Annotated in this window: 29 protein-coding genes; 14 read left to right on the top strand and 15 right to left on the bottom strand. The window is 38.5% G+C overall.

All coding sequences use genetic code 11. The features are described 5' to 3' along the window. Position 1: 1 nt before the first annotated feature. Both ACQY73_RS33410 and ACQY73_RS33405 read right to left on the bottom strand, forming a co-directional pair. Positions 2–487 carry a hypothetical protein gene (locus tag ACQY73_RS33410; RefSeq protein ID WP_428658936.1) on the bottom strand — a complete coding sequence of 162 codons (486 nt, stop codon included), beginning with the start codon at positions 485–487 and terminating at the stop codon, positions 2–4. Then, positions 487–972, bottom strand: coding sequence for a hypothetical protein (locus ACQY73_RS33405; protein ID WP_428658933.1), 486 nt, complete (start codon positions 970–972; stop codon positions 487–489). Before ACQY73_RS33405 ends, ACQY73_RS33410 begins: the two co-directional genes overlap by 1 nt. A gap of 103 nt (positions 973–1,075) precedes the next feature. Here ACQY73_RS33405 and ACQY73_RS33400 point away from each other — a divergent pair, with 103 nt between their 5' ends. Further along, positions 1,076–1,273: a hypothetical protein gene (locus ACQY73_RS33400; protein WP_428658931.1), complete on the top strand. Its 198-nt coding sequence runs from the start codon at positions 1,076–1,078 to the stop codon at positions 1,271–1,273. Positions 1,274–1,682: 409 nt separating this feature from the next. Continuing rightward, positions 1,683–2,654: a hypothetical protein gene (locus ACQY73_RS33395; protein WP_428658928.1), complete on the top strand. Its 972-nt coding sequence runs from the start codon at positions 1,683–1,685 to the stop codon at positions 2,652–2,654. Positions 2,655–2,727: 73 nt separating this feature from the next. On the opposite strand, the gene ACQY73_RS33390 is transcribed toward ACQY73_RS33395, so the two are convergent. The 8 genes from ACQY73_RS33390 to ACQY73_RS33355 all read right to left on the bottom strand — a co-directional run bounded on the left by ACQY73_RS33390 (position 2,728) and on the right by ACQY73_RS33355 (position 6,843). After that, the gene (locus ACQY73_RS33390) at positions 2,728–2,931 is read right to left on the bottom strand and encodes a hypothetical protein (protein WP_428658925.1); all 204 of its coding nucleotides are present in this window, start codon (positions 2,929–2,931) and stop codon (positions 2,728–2,730) included. 132 nt (positions 2,932–3,063) lie between these two features. Further along, positions 3,064–3,264, bottom strand: a complete 201-nt coding sequence (locus tag ACQY73_RS33385; protein WP_428658922.1) for a hypothetical protein — start codon at positions 3,262–3,264, stop codon at positions 3,064–3,066. A 352-nt stretch (positions 3,265–3,616) separates the two neighbouring features. Continuing rightward, on the bottom strand, positions 3,617–3,802 hold the full coding sequence (locus ACQY73_RS33380) for a hypothetical protein (protein ID WP_428658920.1): 186 nt from the start codon (positions 3,800–3,802) through the stop codon (positions 3,617–3,619). 8 nt (positions 3,803–3,810) lie between these two features. After that, positions 3,811–4,029, bottom strand: a complete 219-nt coding sequence (locus ACQY73_RS33375; RefSeq protein WP_428658917.1) for a hypothetical protein — start codon at positions 4,027–4,029, stop codon at positions 3,811–3,813. Beyond that, positions 4,011–5,258, bottom strand: a complete 1,248-nt coding sequence (locus ACQY73_RS33370) for a VapE domain-containing protein (RefSeq protein WP_428658915.1) — start codon at positions 5,256–5,258, stop codon at positions 4,011–4,013. The genes ACQY73_RS33375 and ACQY73_RS33370 overlap by 19 nt, the downstream gene beginning before the upstream one ends. Then, positions 5,213–6,157 carry a CHC2 zinc finger domain-containing protein gene (locus ACQY73_RS33365; protein WP_428658912.1) on the bottom strand — a complete coding sequence of 315 codons (945 nt, stop codon included), beginning with the start codon at positions 6,155–6,157 and terminating at the stop codon, positions 5,213–5,215. Before ACQY73_RS33365 ends, ACQY73_RS33370 begins: the two co-directional genes overlap by 46 nt. Beyond that, positions 6,123–6,359: a hypothetical protein gene (locus ACQY73_RS33360; protein WP_428658910.1), complete on the bottom strand. Its 237-nt coding sequence runs from the start codon at positions 6,357–6,359 to the stop codon at positions 6,123–6,125. Before ACQY73_RS33360 ends, ACQY73_RS33365 begins: the two co-directional genes overlap by 35 nt. A 169-nt stretch (positions 6,360–6,528) precedes the next feature. Continuing rightward, the gene (locus tag ACQY73_RS33355) at positions 6,529–6,843 is read right to left on the bottom strand and encodes a hypothetical protein (RefSeq protein WP_428658907.1); all 315 of its coding nucleotides are present in this window, start codon (positions 6,841–6,843) and stop codon (positions 6,529–6,531) included. Positions 6,844–6,962: 119 nt separating this feature from the next. Here ACQY73_RS33355 and ACQY73_RS33350 point away from each other — a divergent pair, with 119 nt between their 5' ends. The 4 genes from ACQY73_RS33350 (at position 6,963) to ACQY73_RS33335 (ending at position 8,903) form a co-directional block, all read left to right on the top strand. After that, on the top strand, positions 6,963–7,334 hold the full coding sequence (locus ACQY73_RS33350) for a hypothetical protein (protein WP_428658904.1): 372 nt from the start codon (positions 6,963–6,965) through the stop codon (positions 7,332–7,334). 250 nt (positions 7,335–7,584) lie between these two features. Further along, positions 7,585–7,935 (top strand): ISAon1 family transposase N-terminal region protein, encoded by a 351-nt coding sequence (locus ACQY73_RS33345; protein ID WP_428658901.1) that lies wholly within the window; start codon positions 7,585–7,587, stop codon positions 7,933–7,935. 25 nt (positions 7,936–7,960) lie between these two features. Beyond that, positions 7,961–8,212, top strand: coding sequence for a hypothetical protein (locus ACQY73_RS33340; protein ID WP_428658898.1), 252 nt, complete (start codon positions 7,961–7,963; stop codon positions 8,210–8,212). Between the two features lie 4 nt (positions 8,213–8,216). Then, the gene (locus tag ACQY73_RS33335; RefSeq protein ID WP_428658896.1) at positions 8,217–8,903 is read left to right on the top strand and encodes an ISAon1 family transposase; all 687 of its coding nucleotides are present in this window, start codon (positions 8,217–8,219) and stop codon (positions 8,901–8,903) included. Between the two features lie 1,064 nt (positions 8,904–9,967). Here the strand turns inward: ACQY73_RS33335 and ACQY73_RS33330 are convergent. Then, the gene (locus ACQY73_RS33330; RefSeq protein WP_428658893.1) at positions 9,968–11,425 is read right to left on the bottom strand and encodes a WD40/YVTN/BNR-like repeat-containing protein; all 1,458 of its coding nucleotides are present in this window, start codon (positions 11,423–11,425) and stop codon (positions 9,968–9,970) included. A 317-nt stretch (positions 11,426–11,742) separates the two neighbouring features. Between ACQY73_RS33330 and ACQY73_RS33325 the strand changes: the two genes are divergently transcribed. Together ACQY73_RS33325 and ACQY73_RS33320 are read left to right on the top strand one after the other, a co-directional pair. After that, the gene (locus tag ACQY73_RS33325) at positions 11,743–11,931 is read left to right on the top strand and encodes a hypothetical protein (RefSeq protein WP_428658891.1); all 189 of its coding nucleotides are present in this window, start codon (positions 11,743–11,745) and stop codon (positions 11,929–11,931) included. A 1,284-nt stretch (positions 11,932–13,215) separates the two neighbouring features. Beyond that, on the top strand, positions 13,216–13,467 hold the full coding sequence (locus ACQY73_RS33320) for a hypothetical protein (protein WP_428658889.1): 252 nt from the start codon (positions 13,216–13,218) through the stop codon (positions 13,465–13,467). Positions 13,468–13,894: 427 nt separating this feature from the next. On the opposite strand, the gene ACQY73_RS33315 is transcribed toward ACQY73_RS33320, so the two are convergent. Further along, positions 13,895–14,245 carry a hypothetical protein gene (locus tag ACQY73_RS33315; protein WP_428658886.1) on the bottom strand — a complete coding sequence of 117 codons (351 nt, stop codon included), beginning with the start codon at positions 14,243–14,245 and terminating at the stop codon, positions 13,895–13,897. Positions 14,246–14,705: 460 nt separating this feature from the next. On the opposite strand from ACQY73_RS33315, the gene ACQY73_RS33310 reads away from it, so the two are divergent. Continuing rightward, the gene (locus ACQY73_RS33310; RefSeq protein WP_428658884.1) at positions 14,706–15,002 is read left to right on the top strand and encodes a hypothetical protein; all 297 of its coding nucleotides are present in this window, start codon (positions 14,706–14,708) and stop codon (positions 15,000–15,002) included. A gap of 1,132 nt (positions 15,003–16,134) precedes the next feature. Next, positions 16,135–16,512, top strand: coding sequence for a hypothetical protein (locus ACQY73_RS33305; RefSeq protein ID WP_428658881.1), 378 nt, complete (start codon positions 16,135–16,137; stop codon positions 16,510–16,512). Between the two features lie 506 nt (positions 16,513–17,018). Here ACQY73_RS33305 and ACQY73_RS33300 read toward each other — a convergent pair. Continuing rightward, entirely contained in the window at positions 17,019–17,474 is a 456-nt protein-coding gene (locus ACQY73_RS33300) for a hypothetical protein (RefSeq protein WP_428658879.1), read from the bottom strand. A gap of 206 nt (positions 17,475–17,680) precedes the next feature. Between ACQY73_RS33300 and ACQY73_RS33295 the strand changes: the two genes are divergently transcribed. Continuing rightward, positions 17,681–17,923, top strand: a complete 243-nt coding sequence (locus tag ACQY73_RS33295) for an Atu4866 domain-containing protein (RefSeq protein WP_428658876.1) — start codon at positions 17,681–17,683, stop codon at positions 17,921–17,923. Between the two features lie 20 nt (positions 17,924–17,943). Here ACQY73_RS33295 and ACQY73_RS33290 read toward each other — a convergent pair whose 3' ends face one another. Then, positions 17,944–18,486, bottom strand: a complete 543-nt coding sequence (locus ACQY73_RS33290; protein WP_428658873.1) for a hypothetical protein — start codon at positions 18,484–18,486, stop codon at positions 17,944–17,946. A gap of 275 nt (positions 18,487–18,761) precedes the next feature. Here ACQY73_RS33290 and ACQY73_RS33285 point away from each other — a divergent pair, with 275 nt between their 5' ends. The 3 genes from ACQY73_RS33285 (at position 18,762) to ACQY73_RS33275 (ending at position 21,578) form a co-directional block, all read left to right on the top strand. After that, a complete protein-coding gene (locus tag ACQY73_RS33285) occupies positions 18,762–20,354 on the top strand; it encodes an McrB family protein (RefSeq protein ID WP_428658870.1) in 1,593 nt (530 codons plus the stop codon). An 83-nt stretch (positions 20,355–20,437) separates the two neighbouring features. Further along, positions 20,438–20,680 (top strand): molybdopterin converting factor subunit 1, encoded by a 243-nt coding sequence (moaD, locus tag ACQY73_RS33280; protein WP_428658867.1) that lies wholly within the window; start codon positions 20,438–20,440, stop codon positions 20,678–20,680. Between the two features lie 52 nt (positions 20,681–20,732). Continuing rightward, positions 20,733–21,578: a hydroxymethylglutaryl-CoA lyase gene (locus ACQY73_RS33275; RefSeq protein WP_428658865.1), complete on the top strand. Its 846-nt coding sequence runs from the start codon at positions 20,733–20,735 to the stop codon at positions 21,576–21,578. Between the two features lie 95 nt (positions 21,579–21,673). Here ACQY73_RS33275 and ACQY73_RS33270 read toward each other — a convergent pair whose 3' ends face one another. Then, positions 21,674–22,204, bottom strand: a complete 531-nt coding sequence (locus ACQY73_RS33270) for a DUF2480 family protein (protein WP_428658862.1) — start codon at positions 22,202–22,204, stop codon at positions 21,674–21,676. Between the last annotated feature and the right edge of the window lie 92 nt (positions 22,205–22,296).

Here is a 22,296-nt window from a genome sequence, read left to right as displayed (position 1 = left end):
GTTAATTTTTCCGTTTGCGTTTAACTGCCTTATACACGGCTATCATTGCCAGAATAAATACCAAAACCCACAAAAGCGTTGTATAACTTGTGCTATCACCGCCCTCTTTATTCCCGTTTTCCAGGGCTTCGGGTACATTGGTTTCAGGAAAGGAAATCGGCGTACCGTCTTTCTGGAAAAAATACACATCGCTCTTTAAGGCGTTAATAGGTATATAGCCCATTACATTAGCTATTTTCCAGTTTCCCAAAAAGGTTTTACGAGTCCAAAGACAGGCTACACATTCCACTTCCAAGAATTGCACATCGTTTTTGGTGATAAGTTGACCGGTACTTTTTCCGATCTGGTCAGCTTTCACCCAAGCGCGGTAAGTGTTTTGTTTAAGCTGTACACGCTGAATAATCCAGTCTTCGGAAATTACGGGTTCACCGTAAATCTTTATACCGTCTCGCAAGGCAAAAATGGTTGTGTCTTTTTGTATGTCCATCAGCGGGAAAAATAAATAATGAGTACCAGAACAATTGCCAGCCATACGATAGGGCTGGTTGCTATCTCTTTAATTTTCAACTGCGTAAGATTACTTTTCGCAGTCTCGTACAGTTGCGCGGCGGCGGTCGCTTTTGCCTTTATCTTTTCGACTTCGGCAATAGCGGCGTTGATTTTTTCGGTACGACTTTTCTTAGTAAGGGCATCGTAGACATAGGCCAAACCCGCCACGACATACCCGTAAATATTCGTACTTGCAATGCCAACGGTTTGTGCTATACCGATTACGTTTTTTTGGATTTCTTCCTTTTTCAGGACAATTCCGTACAGGTTAGCGGCACGTTCCATTTCAAGCAGATAAATGTTTACGGTGTTCACGCTTTCGGTGACAATGAAATTTAACAGTCGCTTACGTTCTTCATTGGTTGCGGTTTGTGCATCCTGATAAAGTGCCTGTAATTGTTCGACTTTATAAATGACTGCCATTGGCGTTACTTTTTCTCAAATTTCGATATGTTTTGTTAAATTTGGAGACTGACAGGATAGGTGTGGAAAGTATTCGAAAGTAGTAGTAACCGCTGAAAAGAAAATGAATAGCTTTTGGTCAAAAACGGACATCGTTGAGTCTTATGGTTGTAAACAACTCAAACAATTTGAGCGTAGAGTTCCTAAAGAAGTGTTGGAAAAAATAGGATGGAAAAAGGGAAACCAATTTTTTACGCCTAATCAACTGCGAATTTTATTTGAAGCTATTGGAAAACCCTTAGAAAAAGCCGAAATCCGTTGATTTTCGCGGCTTTTTACCGCTTTTTTTACCACTGATATTGCCGATTTTTGGAAAGTTCGGGCAAAGTAAGTGACTAAGTGACTATTTCTTATTTAATAGTCACTTGACAGTCACTTTATAGTCACTTCAAATTACCGAAGTGACTATATAGTATACTCTGAAAATCAGCATTTTAAAGTCTTATAGTTACTTTAGTAACTTAGTATTACATAAAATTTAACTAAAAACAGCTAAGTATCTGACACTCAGAACAAAGGCCACATTTTCTTTTCAGCGGATAAAAAGTAACTTCAAATGATAGCAAGTGACTTCATTGATAGTATTGAAGTGACTAAAATTTATATATTTGCAGAGTTATCAAAACCGTGAATCTGTATTCATAATGTAATTTGTACAAATTAGAGAATAGATGAAAAAACCATTTTCATTACCAAAGGAATCTGATTTTTTACTAGTGGTAGGCTTACCTTCAACAGTTACAATCTTCACTCTTCTGTATTTTCATATTGATAGCCTTGATGCGCTCGTAAGTTTTGTTAAACAATACTCTACTACTATAACAATAATATTATTAGTTTCTGCTAGTGGATTACTAACACTTTTTGGGGTTATTTCAAAAATTGCACAGTACCTTGATAATAAAAATTTAAATAAAACTGAGCCTAATAACCCAGTAGAGACATTTAACCAAGAGACAGTAGACAAAATAATAGGCGAATCTATTGCTTTAAATAGAATAGTAGTTAGTGGACTTAATGAAGATCAACTCAGCGAGATTAAAAGCTCTATTTCGGAAGAACTTATAAAAAGATTTAAATCGTTAGGCGAACAAGAAGCTATTAATAAACTAATTTTTAACGATTTAAATAATACCTTAGCCGAGAATAAAAACTCTATTGAAAGATTAGGGAGAAATTCAAATGTAAACTTGATTATTGGTTTTGTTTGGTCTTTCGTCAGTATATCATTAATTATCAGCTTACTAATAAACGGGAAAGTGTTTACATCATTTTTAGATTACTTAATGTATTATATTCCTAGAATATCAGGGGTTATATTTTTTCAAATATTTTCCTTCTTTTTTTTAAGATTATATAAAAGCAACTTAGAAGATATAAAATATTTTCAAAATGAGTTAACAAATTTAAATTCTAAAGCAAATGCCCTTAGGATTGCGCATCTTTTAAATAGAACAGAAGTTTTGGATGAAGGATTGAAGGTGCTTTTTTCTACAGAACGAAACTTTAGAATATTAAAAGAAGAAACAATGCTAACAATAGAGAAGGCAAAAATTGAGAACGAAATGGATTCTAAATTGATTTCTTATTACAAAGAATTCATAGACAAGCATTTCTCAAAAGAAGAAAAAAAGGTTGAATAGTATATAAAAGAAAGCAACTGTCATTATTCGATAATAGCAGTTGCTTTCTTTTATATTTTATACCAAACAATTTCTAATCAGTTGATAACAGTTCTTTTATCCTTGCATCACGACTTTGAAACACATATAACATAAGGCTGTTATCGGGTTCATCATCGTGTAACATACCTGCTAAATTCAGAGCCAATAATATTGCATCGGCATAGTCGTGAACTTCCTGAATCCTTTGGTTTAGTTTGGTCTTATCCTGACCGTGGCTGCTTGGTAGTGTGTCCATAATAGATTTTTGGTAATGGTTTAGGCCGTTAAGAGGATATATTTTCAAGTAATATATACTCTTACCTAAACGGTTTGGAAATCCTGTTTCTTATTTCCTAACATTTCAATTCGGTTCACATTAACAGTTAAGTTAAAATGACTTCTTTATCTTTTTGATGGTAGCATCAATTACGTGACGTAATACTGTTCCCTTCGTGTTTCGGTCGAGTAAGATAAGTTGCCGATTCTTTACGGAAAATAAAGCAAAACCGGTAAGGCCATAAGTTGCCAATAATTGTTCTAATTCGTTACCTAAACGATTTTGTTCTTCGGTTGTGAGTTGTGGTGTCATTATGCTATTTGTTAAGTAAGGTGAAGAAATGATAATTTGATGTTGTTAAAGTTTTCAAAACAGTCTTTTCGATATGGAGTACATATTACCAAATCAGGAAATTTTACCGACGTAGGAACAGAACTATAAGGCCGTGTAACTTCAAATTCCGAAAGCGTTACAAAATGCTTTAAATCGTTTATTTCAATAAAACTTTCAAGAATCATTAATTCGCATTTTAACGGCATTGTTTGGAGCGCAACAAAAAAAGGAGTTCTATGCAGAGGCCAATAAAAATCCTTTCCCTTAGTTAATTCAAACGCCTTTTTTCGCCTGTAATATTCGTCACTGCCTGTTATTATTATTATGCTATTCATTGTTTTAGTTGATTTTGAGGTTCTGCAATTTGTTTTGATTTCAACTGTTGTTCGTACTCTTTTAACAATTCTTGAACTAATTCAGGCTTTTCCTTCATTAGCCAGTTCAGAAAGGCTTCACGCTTAAAAAGTGAATCCATTGCAGTAGCAAGGATTGAAAAAAAATTTGGCAGATTTTCCATTTCATTGCTCAATGTGAAACCATCGTTTTAAATTCTTGTGCTTTAGCTTCCACTTCAAACTTTTTATAATAGTGTTGTTTCAGTTCTGTTACTTCAATGTCACCTGTTATTATCTTCTTTAAAAAAACCTGTAACACACATGAAAAAAAACCACCATCCAGTATGATTTTTCTGTCAATTCCTTCGACTTTTTGACTAATAGTTATCTCTAAATCTTGCTCTTCCATTCGTTTAAAGTGCTTGTTTTAATTTTTAGTTTTTTAATTTGAAGGGCATAGCATTTTAAATTCCCTCTATCAGGGTCACTTTTTTTTGCCGCTCCCATTTTCTTTAATTCCTCCCCTATTTTCTTCGGGCCTAAACGTTCTTTTGTAAAAGCCGATAAATAGTTGATTACGTCGGTTGTACACATAAGTTCAATATCAGTATCATTAGGACTGGGTACACTGAAATGAGTATGTAACATTTCCAGTTCAGGCGATGAATAGCGGAAATTTTCCATTTGTTCACCAAAATATTCGGCTAATTCTGCCTTTGTCCACCAATACTGAAAGCCTGATTTAAAAAGTATGAAGGCATCTAACCAAACACCATCCATATCAATCAATTGGGCTTCTTTTATGTCGATGGATTGAACCGCAAACGGCAAATAGCGGCGGTTTTCATCCTCACTTAGAAAGTCTTCACCGTTGATAGATGCAACGAAGTTTCCTAAACGTTGGATGTTTTCGGCAAACTTGGCATGAGGTCTACGTATTGAGTTTTTGCCCTGTGTAATTAGGGTTTTCATTGTCTCGTTATCCTTCTTTATCAGATTACGTAATTGGTCGTCAAGGTTGATAATGAACTTTTCCCCCAGCATGATAAAAATGTCTTTATTATCCAAATTCAAGTTGATTTTACCTGTATAGAGGTATTCAGCCAGTTCAGTCGGACAAAGCATATTTAACCACGTTGTCTTAAAGGCTCCCTGTGATCCTGTCAAAACGATACACGTTTGGTTTTGGCAGTCGTTGGCTTTAGGGTCATTGAATTTGATTTCATCAACAAACACTTGTGCAACACTTGCCACCAGCCAACGGGTAAGGGATAATCTAAACGTTTCGGGATTTTCAACCGTCACGGTTGCGGCCAGTGCATCAATGTAGCTTGTGCCTTTATGATGTTTGTGGTTTTCGTACCATTTCAAAAAATACGCTTTGATTGGATGGTACTTTGGGGTGAAATCAGATTTAAGGATGGAAAAGACTTTTTCGGGGCTAGGGGCTTCGTTATATTCTTTGTCTAAGAATCGAACCATACTGTTTAGAGCATAGTCAGTCATTGGCACAAAGCCACGTTCGGGGGCTTTTTTTTCTGCATATTCAATAAGGTTTAAAATGATATTGTAGCGAAATTCAAAATGCTTTTTCAGCCACGCTTCGTAGCGTTGCTGTTTGGTCTTTGGTTCTGCCATGAGGGTACAGATTGTAAGAAGTCGTTAAAATCGTGGTAGTTAGGGTAGAGATTTTGTGAAGCGTTTATTAAAATTTGGTCTTCACAGAGATATTTCTCCAGCTTTTCAAATGCTTCAAACCCTGCTACATCATTGTCTAAATAGGATTCTACCACCGTGTATTTGTGAAGTTCTTCAATGACCTTCATTGAAAGCATAGCTGTACTATTCAGGATGATAGCTGAACAATAAGGCTTAGTAAGTTCGTGATAGGTCAGATAAGAAAGGAAATCGGTAAACCCTTCAAATAGCAGTACCGTCTCGTTATCGTTGGTATGATAAGTTGTAATGGTTTTCTTTTCACCTACAAAACATTTGAATACATTTCCATTGCGGGTAAGACATCTCATTTCATAACCGCCTTTGTCATTGCAAAAGCCTATTCCATAGAAATGCCCTTTTTCCGTAGAATAGTGTACCTCATTAACCCATTCCTTAGCAATATTTACATTAACACTCCTATTTTGAAAGTAATATATCAAATTTTGAGATGACAAGGGTAAAATTTTTTTGATAACGCCGTAGGGTGTTTCCGGTTCACGTTGCTTCAATTGTGCTGGTTCGTTCATTACTTCAAAACCTGTAAACGCTAATAATCGGGTTACAGCGGTTACAAAATCAACCTTGTCAAGTTCCCGAACCAAACGGATTGAATCCCCTTTTCTGTCTGTGCTAAAATCTGTAAAACAGTTCTTTGCGGGATTAACGTTGAACGATGGTGTATTTTCTTCGGGATTGAACGGGCTATAATATACATATTCGCCACCTGATATTTTAACGTGTTGGTGGCCTTTCGAGGCTAGCCATTCCACAATTGGAACGTCTTTAGCTTTCTGTTTTTGTTGGTTTGTAATACTCATTTGCTTCTATTCGGGTTATTAGTGATCCTAATATTCTGGCCTCATCTTCATTAATAATTAGACATACACCTTTATCTCTATCGGCGTGAAAAAAACGACTTCCATCTGTTTTTCCACCTTTTGAAATCGGTGCTTCTAAGAGTGTACGGAATAAGTACGTTAAAGCCTGTGATTCATCATCATTAAGGGTTACAATTCTCATTTTACTAACAGTCTGATTTTGTGAAGAATAATAAGCTTATCATCAGTTGGGAGAGCATTATTTAGCACTCCCTTTACACCGTTTACAACCTTTTTTAATTGGTCGTTTTCTTCCTGCAATTGTCGTAATTTCTCGCCGTATGCGTGTACTACGCTGGCTTCTGTACTGCTCATAATGACATTCCAAAAAGTTGAGGGATTGGCAAACCAAATTCTTTGATTTCTTTCATACGGTCGAGGTCGAGAAAGAAGCCACATTTATGATTAAAACCGATAGCATGAAACTCGTGCATATATCCAATGTCGTAGGTTGTATTTGGGTATCGGTCTTTTTTTAGAGACTTTCTAACATTTACTTCTGTTAAGTCCCAACGTTGGCAAAGTCCAGCTAAAAGGCTCTTTTTCTGAACCGGGTTCAAATCCTCATTAAAAACCTGTTGCAACGTTCGCATTTTGATTGCAGTAGGCATTGGTTGTGTTTTCATAAAATTTTACCGTTTAGTAATTCATTATTTGAATTTGACAGTCAAAATACGTATTTTGATATTGCAATATTAAAATATTATATATTAACTATCAAATTTCGATATATATTTTTTCTAAAATGAATGATCTACACTTAGGACAACGGGTAAAGAAGGTAATCGAACGCTCTAGCGACACTATAAAAGAAGCAGCTATAAAGCTGGGAGAAAGCGAACCAAATATTTATAAAAAGTTCAAAATGAAGGATTTAAGCACCGAATTTATAAGGCGCGTTGCTAATCAATATCGTGTTCCATTTAGTTCCTTTTTTACTGAAAGCCAATATAATAGCACGTCACAATTAAACGACTCTAATATGACTCAGAGCCAGAAACTAAACAATTTTGATATGACAGAAAATCAAATATTGAAAGAGCGTCTAAAAGCAAGTGAAGAAAAAATTGTATTGCTATCCGAACAAATCGAATTATATAAGAAGCTGATTAAATGATACCTTATTTGATACCAAAACTAAGATACCATAGATACCAAAACGTAACAAATTGTATATCAGTAGCTTTAAAAGCGGTTATCGTGCTGTCCGTCCATCACCACAAAACCTTGAAAAACCCCGAAAACAGCCTGTTTTTGGGGTTTTTCGCGTTTGCAACAAATTTCGGAATGGTTAAAAGGGATCAGTCGGAAAAGTTGGGGGGCAGCTAAAAATGTAGTTGTTTTGCATTGAACCAATATTGACTGCCTTGCAAGAATCTTACTTATCCTTAGTTCGTTTTCTATTACCTGAGGGGCTCCTCGACTATTTCGAACTTTCTAAAATCGTTGAAGGCCTGACGGGTCTTCACATCTATCTGCAAGAAAAGAATCTGCCACCCGGCGAATACAAAGATCAGAAATTAGAGTCCAAAGGTTTTCTGCCTGAGCTATATATTCAAGATTTTCCCATTCGTAATCAGCGTGTTACACTTTGTATTAAACGCCGTCGTTGGGAAGTGAAGGACACGGGCGAGATTATCAGCAGGGACTGGGATATAGTGCAACAGGGAACTCGAATGACCAAAGAGTTCGCTGCTTTTTTAAAAGCAATGTATTGATAATCATCCTGTCAGTTGTTCACAGTTGGGCAAATATTTCCATTTGGATGGTAAGCAACTTCAAGAGCAGTACAAAAACCATATCAGCGATTATCAGGATTGGAAGCAACGTGAACATGCCGCCGACTGGCTTTTGTATGCTGAAAATATCGGTTCGCATCTAAGCATTGATGAGACCTCACTTTCCAATGGGGAACTGTATACGATTGTCACCAATAAGGCGGCCAAAGGTCGTAAAGGTTGTTTGGTAGGGAACACAGGCCTCGTCCGTCATTGAGGTTTTGAACAAGATTCCAAAGCGTATTCGGGTCAAAGTTCGAGAAGTGACACTGGACATGGCGGCCAACATGGGGCTGATTGTCAACCGGTGTTTTCCAAAGGCATCGAAGGTTATTGACCGGTTTCACGTCCAAAAATTAGCCTATGAGGCGGTTCAGGCGGTCAGAGTCAAATACAGATGGGAGGCACTTGATCAGGAAAATCAGGCGATTGAAACTGCAAAGCAAAGTAACTTGCCTTATCAACCTGAAATTCTTGTTAACGGTGATACAGTCAAACAGTTGCTGGTTAGGAGCAGGTATTTGTTATTCAAACATCATGATAAGTGGAGCGCTTCACAAGTTCAACGTTCAAGATTGCTTTTTGAGCGTTACCCGATTATCGAACGAGCCTACCGATTGGCAACCGAGTTAGGAACCATTTTTCGAGCTTGTACATCCAAAGAGCAGGCCTTCAAAAAATTGGCGCTTTGGTACAATGAAGTCGAAGAGTGCGGCCTTGATTCTTTTAAAACCGTCGCAAGGTCTATTCAAACACATTATTTGGACATCCTAAACTTCTTCAATAACAGAAGTACCAATGCTTCGGCAGAGTCTTTTAATGCCAAAATCAAAGCATTTAGGGCGTCTTCCAGAGGTGTTCGGGATATTGCATTCTTCCTCTTCAGACTGACAAAATTATATGCTTAGCTCCCCCAAAAATTCAGCTTGATCCACAACATAATGTATCAATACATTTCAACTAGGGTATAATGTACAAGAATCCGTCCGGCAATGCCGGACGGATTCTTGTACTAGAAAGGCATATTTATTTTTTGCGTACTGTGGAGAAACTAAATGAAGACAACTCAACAAGGTTCCCCGCAGAATTGATTTTATAGCGGGGAGAGCCTTTTCTAACGTTGAGTAATTGTAATTCAAATATACCGACTTGGCAAATCCAATCGACAAGTCCCATAATAATGTTATCCAACGGTAGGTATTTGGCATAAAAAAATCCGCAGGGCAGCGCCTTACGGATTTAAGAGTTCACTCAACGTTATGAGAAAATGACAGTATTAACTGTATTTTCTTCGGTAAGATGGTCGTTTTTATTTATAGTGTCCAATTCTGTCATCAAATAGTTATCAAACGGCACTTGTCATCCCTTGATCGTACCAAGTCAAGATTGATACCTGACCGAATAGAAGTGAAGTAATTGATTAGGTCTTCCAAAAATGGTTTTTTTATAAAAAAATACCCCGCAAGAATGTAGTTCTGCAGGGCTAAGCACTCCAAACGTTGAGTATCGTATCGCAAATATACTAATTGGGTAAAATATACCGAAAAAAATCCTTGAAATTATTGCCAATTAATACTTATTGTTTTAAAAACTGATATTTGTCAGGTTTTTTACTGTAAAAGTTTTTATAGATTTGCCCCTCTTTTCCGAGCAAGAAATCAAGATTTTATTTTTTATAACGTTGAGTATATCTTGCAACCCTGCATTGCGCTGCTTTGCAGGGTTCTTTGTACTTGGCCTTCTAACCGTTACTTCTAATACCCCTTCTTATATGATGCCGGGAAGACTCCTATAGTATTCTCAAACGCAACAATATATTCCAATGACCGCGTTGTGCCGGTTGGATTTTCAGTAAATCTATAAAACTCTTCGTCTTGAACCCTTGCGCTTTAGCGGAACTGTACCTTAAAGGCAGGAGTTTACAGACAGGTTCGTTGTATTTAGCCCGGAAAATGAATAGGAATAAAAACTTTTACGGTTTCGCCAAAAAATAATTAGTCGTATTTTCGAAAACAGCACCTTGCTCAACTAATAAGCCTTTACATTTTTGTACTCCCATTGTATTTGCTAGCAGTATGGTATGTCCTGACTTTATAGTTACATTTTGCGTCTCATCAGGTATCGCGCCGCACGACCAAACTGTTGGGTCTGTCCAATTGCCGCTTTTTAAGGTGTAAATAGCAGTAGCAGCGTTTAGCGTAATTGTATTTGAGAGTTGTTGAGAAGTTAATACGGCGCTGTATTTTAAAAAACGACCGTCTCCGGCAGATGAATATGCACACCCATGATTTTCGTCTGTAAACGATGAACTCATCAAGTTTTGAAAGCCTGAGATTCCTAAGGAATAAGGAGTCCAATTCACTCCTCCATCCGTTGTTTTAAACGTTGTATTCACTCCTCCATTATTAAAATCATTACAGGTAATCCAGCCGGTAGAAGTATTAAAGAATTTTACATCGACATGCTCAAACCCTTCTCCCACAAGAGTGGTGATCCATGTGTTGCCTCCATCGGTGGTTCCGGAACACCTTCCCTCATGATTCACGGCCCAGCCTGTTTGATCATTAACGAAATATACATCTGTATACCATGGTGTGGCTGATGTGCCGGAGGCTTGCAATACCCAACTTGTTCCACCATTGGTTGTCTTTAAAATGGTATTGTTTTCTCCTACTACCCATCCTGTTTGTTCATTTACGAAAAAACAGGCAAATAGATTTTTTGTTGTTCCTGAATTTTGAGTGGTCCAATTTACTCCACCGTCTGATGTCTTAACGATTTTTCCACCCCATGCAACAGCCCATCCGGTTTGTGCATTTACAAAATGAATGCCGGTCAGATCCGGACTGTCGGGAGCGGTATAGGTTGCCCATGTTGTTCCGCCATCCGTTGTTTTTTTGATCTTACCATCGCGATTAACGATCCATCCGGTCTGTGAATTGATAAAGTAAACATCTACGAAGGTACTTGTACCGCCATCAATCAAAGCAGAGACCCAGGTATCTCCCCCATCTGTCGTTTTGGCTACGACTCCTCCTTTCTGATAAGAAGAACCAACGGCATATCCGATTTGACTGTCCGGAAAATGCATTTCCCAGTACTGTGGCGAGATGCCCAGACTATTGCCTGTGTGTGCAACGGGCATCGAACGGGTAGCCCATGGATTAGGGTTATTGGAAACGGTAGTTGCGGTCAATTGATAATTTCCCAACACAGAAGTCTGATACACACTTTGCGTAGCACCTGAAATGGGAGAACCGTTAAGTGTCCATTGCAAGGTTGAATTGGCCGGAATATTGGAGCCCGTTAAAGTAACGGATTGTCCATTGCATATAATCGTGGTATTAGTTGTAATTGTAGGTGTTTGGCTTATTGCCTTCAGTAGGGAGCATACCAATAGAAGAAAGAAAAACAATGTAAAATTTTTCATACGTTGAGGGGTGGATGATAACTCAAAACAGGGGTCGCAAATATATAGATTTTGCAATTACTAACTATCTACACTCTTATTAACTTTATCGGTAAATTATACATTGAAGAGAAGACCCGCTTTTGGTAGTAAAGAAGACAATGATGTCGGAAAAAACCTTAATTTTTCATATTCTGAATTGATTTTTCCACTGATCAACAGTATAAAGGAGCAGCAGAAAGACTTGAGAGGTTGGAAAAAGAAGTAAGTGAGCCCGGGAGTTAAAAATGCAGGTAGAGGTGCCGGCCAAGACGATAAATTCAAAACAGTAACTAATTATGATACAGGTAACACTCACATTGGAAGAAAGTAAGCAGTCACTCGCACTGCTTAACTATTTGGAAGTATTGGATTTTGTGAAAGTAGAGTATACCACCACAGCCATCACTACGGACTTAGGTGAGGAAGATATAATTATCGACGATACAAAACACGGGTATGCCCTTGGCAATGCCTCGGCTGACTGATTATCAATCAATGCAGCCTCAAATACTAAAGTTAACACTCGAACGATTAAAGGAATTATGAGATTCCTGTCTTATGTAGGCAGTGAGAATACTACGCTGTAATATTTGTACGGTGCAATTGGCTAAAATGTTGTGAAACAAGCGGACGGGAGCATAAAACCGTACTCTAAGGAGGGTAGACCTTAACGTCGAAGGTATCTTAGTTAAAAATACCACCGCTTCTCTGCTAATTGCTTACGGCCATGACAATGTATAAAAAGTTACAGGAACAAAGGGAGGAACTGTATGCCCAACGGACAGCTGCTCAACGAAAGAATCAGGCAGTTGAAGCCAAAAAAATATTGTCGGAAATAAGGCGCATTAATCGTCGGCTGAGGTTAATTTATAAGGCCGGGCTTACAAAAGAATGACCCAATTATCTTTTTGGATGATTCTTTCCAAGACAGACTGTTATTGGTTGGTAATCAAAGGCTTTTGCCTGTTTTTTTGCTTGAAAGAATCCCGAACATTAGCTGTCCGGGATCTCCTCATTACCTAACCCATAAATACTGTCTGACACAAAGTAAAGACGCCAATATCGTGCCAAAAAAAGAGCTTCGCCGTTGGGATATTCAATAACTCCGCATTAATCTCACCTTTTGAAGAAAAAGCCCGTATTTTAAAAGATATTTTTTGTGTTTTAAATTAAAAACTGATTAATTGTGCCGATAAACAACGAGATTTTGTCGACAAAGCACTAAATTTGTTAAGCAATCGGGAGATTCAGCCAACAGAAGCGAAGCGACGTGCCAGCATACTTTTTTCAAGATTAAAATATTAGAATTTCATAACCCTATTTATCTCTTCAGCCTTTACCCAATCTAATCAACCTTCAATGAAAACTTTAGAAAACTTGGTACGCGCCTTTACAGGAGGCCTGCTATTGCTCTGCTTACTTTTAACGAGCCCTCTTATTGTCCCCTATTTATTTCTAAAACTCTTTCATTTTAGGAAAGAGTTGGAATTGGGTACGAAAGTTATTTTTTGAAAGTCAGGAGATTATGAAAGTAACTCAGCTGTGAGGAAGATGGGGCTTATATCATGAAGTTTAACAATCTGCCACTCCGGTGACAAAACCGCTTTTTCTTAGCCAATTCGCATTAAATCCGGCATTTTCCGGCGAGAAATTTTTTTGTGTCGGTAGCAAGAACTTTTTAATTGTGGAAATCGTAGATACAATTCTACTTTTCAACAGGGGCTCAGGAAAAGAATTTTGTAATTATAGTACACTGATTGGCGATACAAATGATATATAAGCAGGCACTGATCAATAACCGGCCCAAAACGTTGACCGAAGTTGTTGCCAATTTGGTGGAGTACTGGGGATATACGCAAAATCTTAAACATGACATTGATTCTCTCTTAAATGAATTTACCGATTGGTATGCAAATACCCCCCCTACCGAAGATATAAAATCGCTTGCAGTGGCTTTTGCAGACTTTCTCGAATGCTGCCGGCAATCAATGGAATTTCCCTGCGATAAAGCTTATGAATAATTACGGTATCTATTTAGAAGCATTGGTACTCAAAAACAACCCCACAGAAAATGTATCCTGCGGGGTAAGACTGGATTAACGTTGAGTAAAATAGATAGGCTAAGGTACAAATTCAATAAATGCTCCCGACAAGTCCCATAAGAATGTGATTCTGCGGTAAGTCTGTATAATAAATTTGCGTAAATAATTTGGTAAAAAAAAAGTTTTGTTATTTATTGAGGAAAAATTAGAATTTAATTCATAACGTTGAGTATAGTTTGTAACCCCGCCGGTGCTGCCGAGCGGGGTTCTTTTTTATTGATGGGCTGGCAAATAAGTGCATTTGATCGGCAACAACTTTGAATTGAGTAAAGCGCAAATTAAGCGGCTCATCAGCTCTGTGCACTTTTGTATTTCCCATTGGAGAGGTTACTTATTGCCGTTCGAATTAACTATCCAAACACTTATTTACTTCGTTGTTAAATTGTATATCATCCAATTCACCCTTATCGTGCATCTCGTTAAGTAGTTTCAGCCATGCAGAGCGGGTATGGGTTATTTCATCGTTGGCCGCATGAATCTTGTATTGGCGTTCGGCTTCGAGAAAGGCTGCATGCTGTCCGTTTGAGTTGATAATTTTAAGACCGTTTATTGCTTTGAGCGTTTCACGTTCCCGATTTTCACGCATTGGCTTGTGAAGGCCATCGGTTTCAGCGCGAGTGATGTAGCGGGGAGGATGCTTCCATTCTCCAAAAATCAGGCATATCACCCAAGCGATAAAAATCAAAGCTAAAAGCATGTATGTGTTATTTAGCAGTTTACAACGTAAAAATACCAAAAAAATCAGTAGTAATTTAGCTCTGCTTCCGAATTATCAACAAGCTTTGGGGCTTGTTTTTTTTCGTTTTGATTAACACCTACACGTCGTCGGATTTATGTTCATTGAGAGGATTGGTAGGAGAATTAACTGCTATGGTTTATTTTTTGTACGCTATTTATACCTATTTAATCGGTAAATGTGTCCTTTCGGCCGATTTCGATAGCCTCTTTGAGCCTCCTGACCGTTATTTGCATAGCCGACAATCTATCCACGATGGACTGTAGGTTAAAAATGAACAAATAGTATATACACCGTATCTGCTTTGCAGATGCGGTGTTTTTATATCATTCTCATTATAGTACCAAAAATGGGGGTGGATTGATTCTTAAAAAACAAGCCTGAAAAGATTTTGTATATTGCTTGCTCTTTAGCTCTGCTTATGGATGAACTCGATAATTATTTGCCTTCGGATACTATTTGTCCCATTACCGGTTTACCGATTGTGCCTGTTTTGCCTAAGGATGCGCTGTATGGCCTAAGCTATGTCATTCCGGATATTAACCGTAATTGTCTTATCCGGATCAGTACCGGCGTACTGATTGACCCGGAAATCATGGGAGTGCTGCGGCGATTTAAAAAGCAGTTCGGTATAAATTTACTGATGAACAAAACGGTGGAAATTGTGATTACAACGGAAAACTATCTGGCGTTCGTGGCACAATTGTCGGCGAATTGATTTTTATGGTCAGTCGAGCGGTGGCTAACCTTATAAAAGAAACATCTCCGGTTTGATTAGCTCCAAGTATATGCTTTGAGCCATTTTTATTCATTCCGACCAAAATACCCATCTCCAAAAACAGCTTTTTTAAGACTTTGATTATTTAATCTACTTAGTATTTATAACCGGATTTCGTCTATTGAATGGCGGCGATAGTCTCGAACACATAAATGTGTTAAAGCTTACGCCTAATTTTAAGGTTTATAATTTATTTAGGTTAAGATAATTTTTACACCGCCTTTGCCATGCAGCGGCGGTGTTTTTTATAGCAGCTGTGTTCTTCCCTAGCCCCTGTTATAGATACTGCTTCTCTGAAATAAATAAGATACAATATGTAAGGCAGAAATTCATGAAATCAAAAAAGCCGCACAATACCATTGTGCGGCTTTTGATAGCACTTTACCCTACTTCGAATATTGATATTTAACATACGAATATTTTTGTTTTGCAGTTGCGTCAGATGAATTTATTTTACAAATAAACGTCGGAAGAATGAGTTTCAACTTTGACCGGGTGCTGTTTTCTTTATTTAAAGGCTGATGGCAACCTTACTCACAGGATGGTAAAGGATAGTTTCGTTCCAATTTAGTGCAATTATTGTACTATATCAGGAATTATTTTACCTTTACAGTACTCTCATTATCTATCTGCTTAAACAATTACCTGTCAAACTCTTCTCCTTTTTACGATAGGAAAATCGGGGAAGAGTTTGATTTTATTTTGTTCTCAGATGCCGTATTCAAAAACAAACACCGCCCCGGCAAAGCTGAAGCGGTGTAAAAATCATTATCTATCTACTTAAATTAATTAAGCAACTTCAAATTTAGCTAACAGAGCGGTAATTGCAATAAAAGAAGGATATACGGAAATAGTCTCGGGAGGGATAGTAGTGTCCGGCGGGGGATATGCTCTTTATATTATTGTGCTTAACTATACTCTTTGAATCCTTTTTGACTTATTTCTGCAATTTTATATATTCGGGAATTGAATACTTGATTAATACACGGCCTCTGCGCTTGTGGGGGCGGTGTTTTATCGGCTACGTAGTGATATTTCAATTGAGTAGTAAAGAAAATGTAAAAAAGAAACTATGAATCGCACCATCACAACAGAAAATCTGGATTATCTAAATGAGTATCTGCTTGATTTGACCGATGCAGAGTCGGACGTAACCGGCTTCAACACAAAAGAGCTGATTTTAACCGCGAGAGAGCTGATCAATTTTTGGAAAGCCTACGAAGGGAAAAGCCCTTCGCTTGATTATCAAAAATTAGACATGGCACTCTCAGGCAGTTTTAAAAATGCCTTTATTAATTACAAAGATATTTATAGAAGCCTGATTGCGGAATACCCGGCGGCGGTCAAGCGCCAAAAAATAAAAGACCTTATGAGTATGCGCATCGGAGACATGACCGGTTACCAGTTCGAGGAGCTGTTAAAGCAATTGGGGCTGATTTCAGGGTATTAAATTCAATTCGCCTTCGAACGGCGCTTTAAAAAAGGCATAACTTCCGGCAGCATAGCATCCATACTATCTTACATAATTTGTAATTTGCTATAAATCAATTAAATAGGTATTGTGCTATGCTATGTTCCTTACCGGTTATGTTGCGCGGTCAATATACAGTTGACCGGTGAAATAGAATATAAAAATTTATAAGAGATTAACGACCGTTAAATAATAATTAACAGGTATCTCTCTTTTTTAAATATAAAAATATGTAGTTTTATTTTGATTATTACGGCTTATGTCGTTAATTTTCATAACGTTGAGTATTGCTTAAACCCGCACGGTTCTACCGTGCGGGTTTCTTGCTTTTGTGTAATTAGTTAAAATTCAATAGATTATGAGGTGTTTTTACTGTTGTCAGTCAAAATCCGTACTATGGATCAGTAGATAAATAGGTTTATCCGTCATTAAGTCAATCCGGCCGATAAAAAGGTAGAATTCACGTTTTTGAAATAAAGCAAATACTATTGCTTTATTTCAAAAATTTCCATCATTGTACGGTCTAATTTTTCAAGGCGTTTAGAAAGATTACGGCTAAAATTGCCGTCACTTTGCAGAAGAGAGTTCTCGATGATTGCTGTATCAAAAGGGCCGGATTCGAGCATATCACTGACCGTTACCTGGTATTTTTCAAATAATATATCGATCCTGAATCGTGCTTTTGCAATGGTTGAGGCAGGTGGATCAATGAGCCAACCGCTCAAAACTTCATGTTCTTGAAGAGTATCAAAACACACGTATTTCTTAGCCTCTAATTGTTCCCTGACTGTTTGTGCGATAATGGGTTCGTCCATGTCTTTAACATCAAATCTCTCAGTCCAGAAAATAGCATTGTTCCGTGCTACAAAACGCCCGTGCGAAAAGGTTTGGGCGTAAGTAATGAGCGGGAATAAGAGAAAAAATAAAGATCGGATGAGCATTTTAAAATTGCCGGGATTTCTTTTAAAAGAACGCTTTTCTTTACTAATACTTGCAGCTCTTCAACGTCAGGCAGTCGGAAATTGTGTCGGTTCTCATTAAATCAATAGTCGATTGTTTGAATTTCGCAGGTAACAGTGTGAAAAACGATACGTCTTGGCGACTTGCCTACAGTACATTTGTTACTTCATTTTTAACATTTAAAAGTATGGAAGAGACCCGATTTTATGTAGGCATGTGGGTAACCAAAGATGGATATATCCGCCACGAGTTATTGCCCAACGGACGTTATGACGAAGCTCGCGGAAACCGCCAAAGCGCTTATCAGGGAAAGTATAGTATCACAGAGAACCATATTGACTACGTAGATGATACGGGTTTTACGGCAGACGGAGATTTTAAGAACGGTATTCTGTATCACGCCGGAATGGTATTATACAAAGAGGAGTAAACGAATTATATTTCTGTTTTTTATAGCTCTAAAAAAAGCAAAGAAAAGGTAAGACCGAGTGAATACAATAAAAGCCGAACCACTGAAATTTGAAGCGGTTGTCGGACTACAGGTAAGTTTGACCATGTATACTTTCCCGGTTTTATACTTCCAAATAATTCGGGGTCTTTCCACGCTAAAAACCAATCAAAAATCATAACACTGAAAGCGGCAATACAGGCTGAGCGGATCAAATTAATGCTTAGATAAAGCACGGAAAATTCGGTGCTGATGAATTTTAAGGCAAAAGTAAGCGTAAGAATAATAAGAATAATGGGCGGCAGCAGCGCGATAAGGTGGTTTTCTTCGGTATTTTCCCAAGCCGATACCGAAGTTTGTGCAGATGGAAAGTCTTTTTTAAACTCCAGGAACTTTTGATTTAAAGATTCCAGCAAAAAATCCCTGAACGATTCGGCGTGAATGCCATAAAGTATTTCGATGCTTTCAAAGGTAATCAGACCGTCGTTGTATTCTCTGTACAGTTGATTTTTAAGATCATTGGGAAGGTCTTTGAAGTTTTTCATGACATTTAATGGTTTGGAAACGCAAAACAATTGGTATGAAAGTGTATGGGTTGGTATTAAAAAGACGATTATTGAACACAAAGGGTTGTCATACAGCAGTCATTTTATCGTGGTAATGAGAAAGAAGCAGCGCAGCCAATGAGCTTTATTATTCCATTTAAGAGAATTTCTCAATGCGACTGCCGAAATGATTGTTCTGAAAGCTGCTTCATGCTAAATCACGGGAGTTTTGTAATTTGCGATGGAATGGCAATTTTGAAGAAGATCTCCGGCACATGAAAAATACGGTCACCGAACGTGATAATTTAGTCAAGCAGATTCGTCGTATTAATCAATACGATGCGGTTCGGCGTTTTTTTAAGTTATTGAAAGAAATGATCGACAGTCTGGACTTGCCGCCCAATTCGGGGCAGATCGCGTTTACGATCAGCGAAAAACACCCTCGCATTACGGCCAATCTCAATAATCATACAACCTTACAGATTTCGGGAAAAAAAGAGAATGTAAGTTTTGGGTTATTGTTTAAAAAAGAACTTTTGAACAAAGCTCCGCTAAAAGCCGGTAATATTATTTTTGAAGATAAAAGCACTTCGGATTATAGTTTGGGATGGATCAAATACAGCGATAAACATTTGCTGCAAAACGAAAGCATTGTGCAATACTGGATCGATTCATTGCAGGAATTGAAACAAATGGCTGCCTCTACCAATCATCGGGAGTTGCACAATAACGCCATTTATCAGGCAGCGGAAGATGATGCCTTTAATTCGGAAGTACTTGGGTTGGCTGAAAAAAGATATGCGTCAGCAGATGGCAAACTGACTGTTCTCGATCCTGAATCAGAATACAAAATACCTATTCAAAAGCCTCAGATTCCGCTGAATTACATTCTTTACGGCCCGCCGGGAACGGGCAAAACGTACGAGATTCAGCAACTTTGCCAACCGTATGCTCATACCTTCGTAACGTTTCATCAATCCTTTAGTTATGAGGAGTTTGTGGAAGGAATTAGGCCTGAAACCATTGGCGACAAAATCAGCTATCGAGTACGGAAAGGCATTTTTTATGAGGCTTGTTTAAACGCGATTCGAAAGGCAGATTACCAAAGTTTTGACGGCTGCATCACCGATACCAAAGAAAACCGCAAAGCGAGATTTGAACGCGCCGAGCCTGTGTTTATCGTCATTGATGAAATCAACCGCGCCAATATTTCCAAAGTATTGGGTGAACTCATTACCCTCGTAGAACCATCTAAACGGTTGGGTGCCGAAAATGAATTATGGCTAACGTTGCCCTATTCGCAGGAACGCTTTGGGGTACCTCCCAATCTTTATATTCTGGGAACAATGAATTCGGCCGACCGCTCCATTGCCTTGTTGGACACGGCCCTGCGTCGACGCTTTTATTTTGCTGAGCGCCCGCCCAATGAAACAATGCTCGAAGGGAAGGCTATCGAGACGACTGATTTAGGAAAATTGTTGAGAACGCTGAACGAGCGTATTGAATTTCTGCACGACCGAGATCACGTTATCGGACATGCTTATCTGTTGAACATCAATACCTTTGAACAGCTTTGTGAAGTGATGCGCGATCAGATCATTCCCTTATTGCAGGAATATTTTTACGATGATTGGCGCAAGATTCAATTGGTTTTGGCCGATAATGACCGTTGGGGTAAACCCACAGATCGTAAATTGATTCAGGTAAAAAAACAATATACGTCCTCCCTCGAACGAGAGCTTTTTGGTGAAGATCTCGAAAATGCCGAAAATATAATTACGTATAAACTAAATCCTGCCTTGGCGGAAGGGCGTTTTGAGGAACTTCCGAAGGATATTTTCAAATGGATCTATGACAGAAATAACTGATTGTTATTGGTTGGTAAAACAAGCGCGTGAATGTTTTTAAAAGGATAACTGTTAAAAAAACAGATACATTTTTGGCATATATAATGAACCTTAAAATACTGTCTTTTGGCATTGCCAAAGAAATTATCGGCCAACTCGAATTATCGGCCCAATTACCTGAAACGACTACCGTAGCTGATCTGAAACAGTTTTTGACGCAGCAATTTCCTGATTTTCAGAAATTAACCTCATTGCGGGTTGCGGTCAATACAGAATATGCCGACGATGCTGCGCTGCTTCATCCCAACGACGAGATCGTACTCATTCCTCCCGTCAGCGGAGGGTAACATGTTTATCTCCAACAGCATATACAATTTATTAACTACTTATCGCTACTCTGTGAAACTCATCGAATGTCCACGGGATGCCATGCAAGGGCTGACCGATTTTGTTCCAACGGATACAAAGATCAATTATTTAAATCGCCTGTTGCAAGTGGGTTTCGACACACTTGACTTTGGCAGTTTTGTATCACCCAAGGCCATTCCACAAATGCGTGACACGGCAGAAGTGGTTGAAAAACTGGATTTGTCTGCTACAAAAACCAAATTATTGGCCATCGTTGCTAATGTACGAGGCGCCAAGGATGCGGCTGTTTTTGAGCAGATTACGTATTTAGGGTTTCCTCTGTCGGTATCAGAAACATTTCAACTCAAAAATACCAACAAGACCATTGAACAGGCATTTGGAGAAGTAGGGGAAATTCAAAATCGCTGTTTAACGTCCAATAAACAATTGGTTGTTTATCTTTCAATGGGTTTTGGCAACCATTACGGCGACCCTTACAGCCCTGAAATTGTGGAGCAGTTTACGGAGCGATTGGTGGGAATGGGCATCAAGATCATCGCGCCTTCGGATACCATTGGAAGCAGTACCACCGACGACATTAAGACATTGTACGGACATTTGCTCAAAAAATTTCCCGACGTAGAATTTGGGGCGCATCTTCACGCAAAGTCAAGCCACGTTGCCAAGAAAGTGAGAGCAGCTTACAAAACAGGCGTACAGCGCATAGACTGCGCCGTGCGGGGTTTTGGCGGTTGCCCGTTGGCAGAAGATAAATTGGTGGGAAACTTAGCTACTGAATTGGTGGTTAGTGAGTTAAATCAATTAGATGCCCAACTCACCATTGACGAATTGCAATTGGCCCAAGCCATGTTGGCATCTCAATATGTTTTTGGGTAAAATAATTTTATGAACCTTGCGCCATAAAATGGTCATGTAGTGTCATTATTTTGGCCTCTTCTTCACCATTAATGACAATCATGACTATCTCCTGACTAGTTAATAACCACTTTCTGACTGATCTTCGCTCTCTTATAAAGCGGTACGGTGCTGCATGGTTCACCAAACATAAGTGTTTGAGCAACAGGCTGTAACTTGCGCGTTATTTCTACATATGCGGCGGTTGGAACAGGATGTTTGCTGCACCCTTTCACCACAACGCGAGCATCACGATATTCTTCCGGATTGATTTGATTGATAGCATCAAAATAAAGTTTTTCTTCCAGATCGTTCAAATCGCCAAAAACAACCGTGTTTGCATGAGGCCCCAAATGCAAAGCGAGCAGCATATACGCCCACGTAGGAATAATGGCATCTTCCGTGCAGGTCACAGCTACATTTTTGCCTTCGTATTGCGACCAATCGTGGTTCTTTAAAAATTCACGGAAGTCTTTCTCTTTCAGGATCATTCCCATGAAGAGATTGTCTTTTAAATCGTACAGTATGCGCTCTCCGTGGTGATAATAATCTTCCAGATCTAACGTAATGAGGCCGCTTTTGGCAACGCGGTTAATGATTTCTTCCATTTTGTTGAATAGTATGCTTTGCGTTTAAGGCAACACAGATTTCGGATTGAAAGTTTTTCAATGTGCCCTATAAACTGCAAATTTGTTATTCT

Source organism: Runella sp., assembly GCF_965279615.1.
Lineage (GTDB): Bacteria > Bacteroidota > Bacteroidia > Cytophagales > Spirosomataceae > Runella.
Note: the sequence above shows the minus strand (reverse complement) of the source record. Positions and strands in the feature narration are given on the sequence as shown.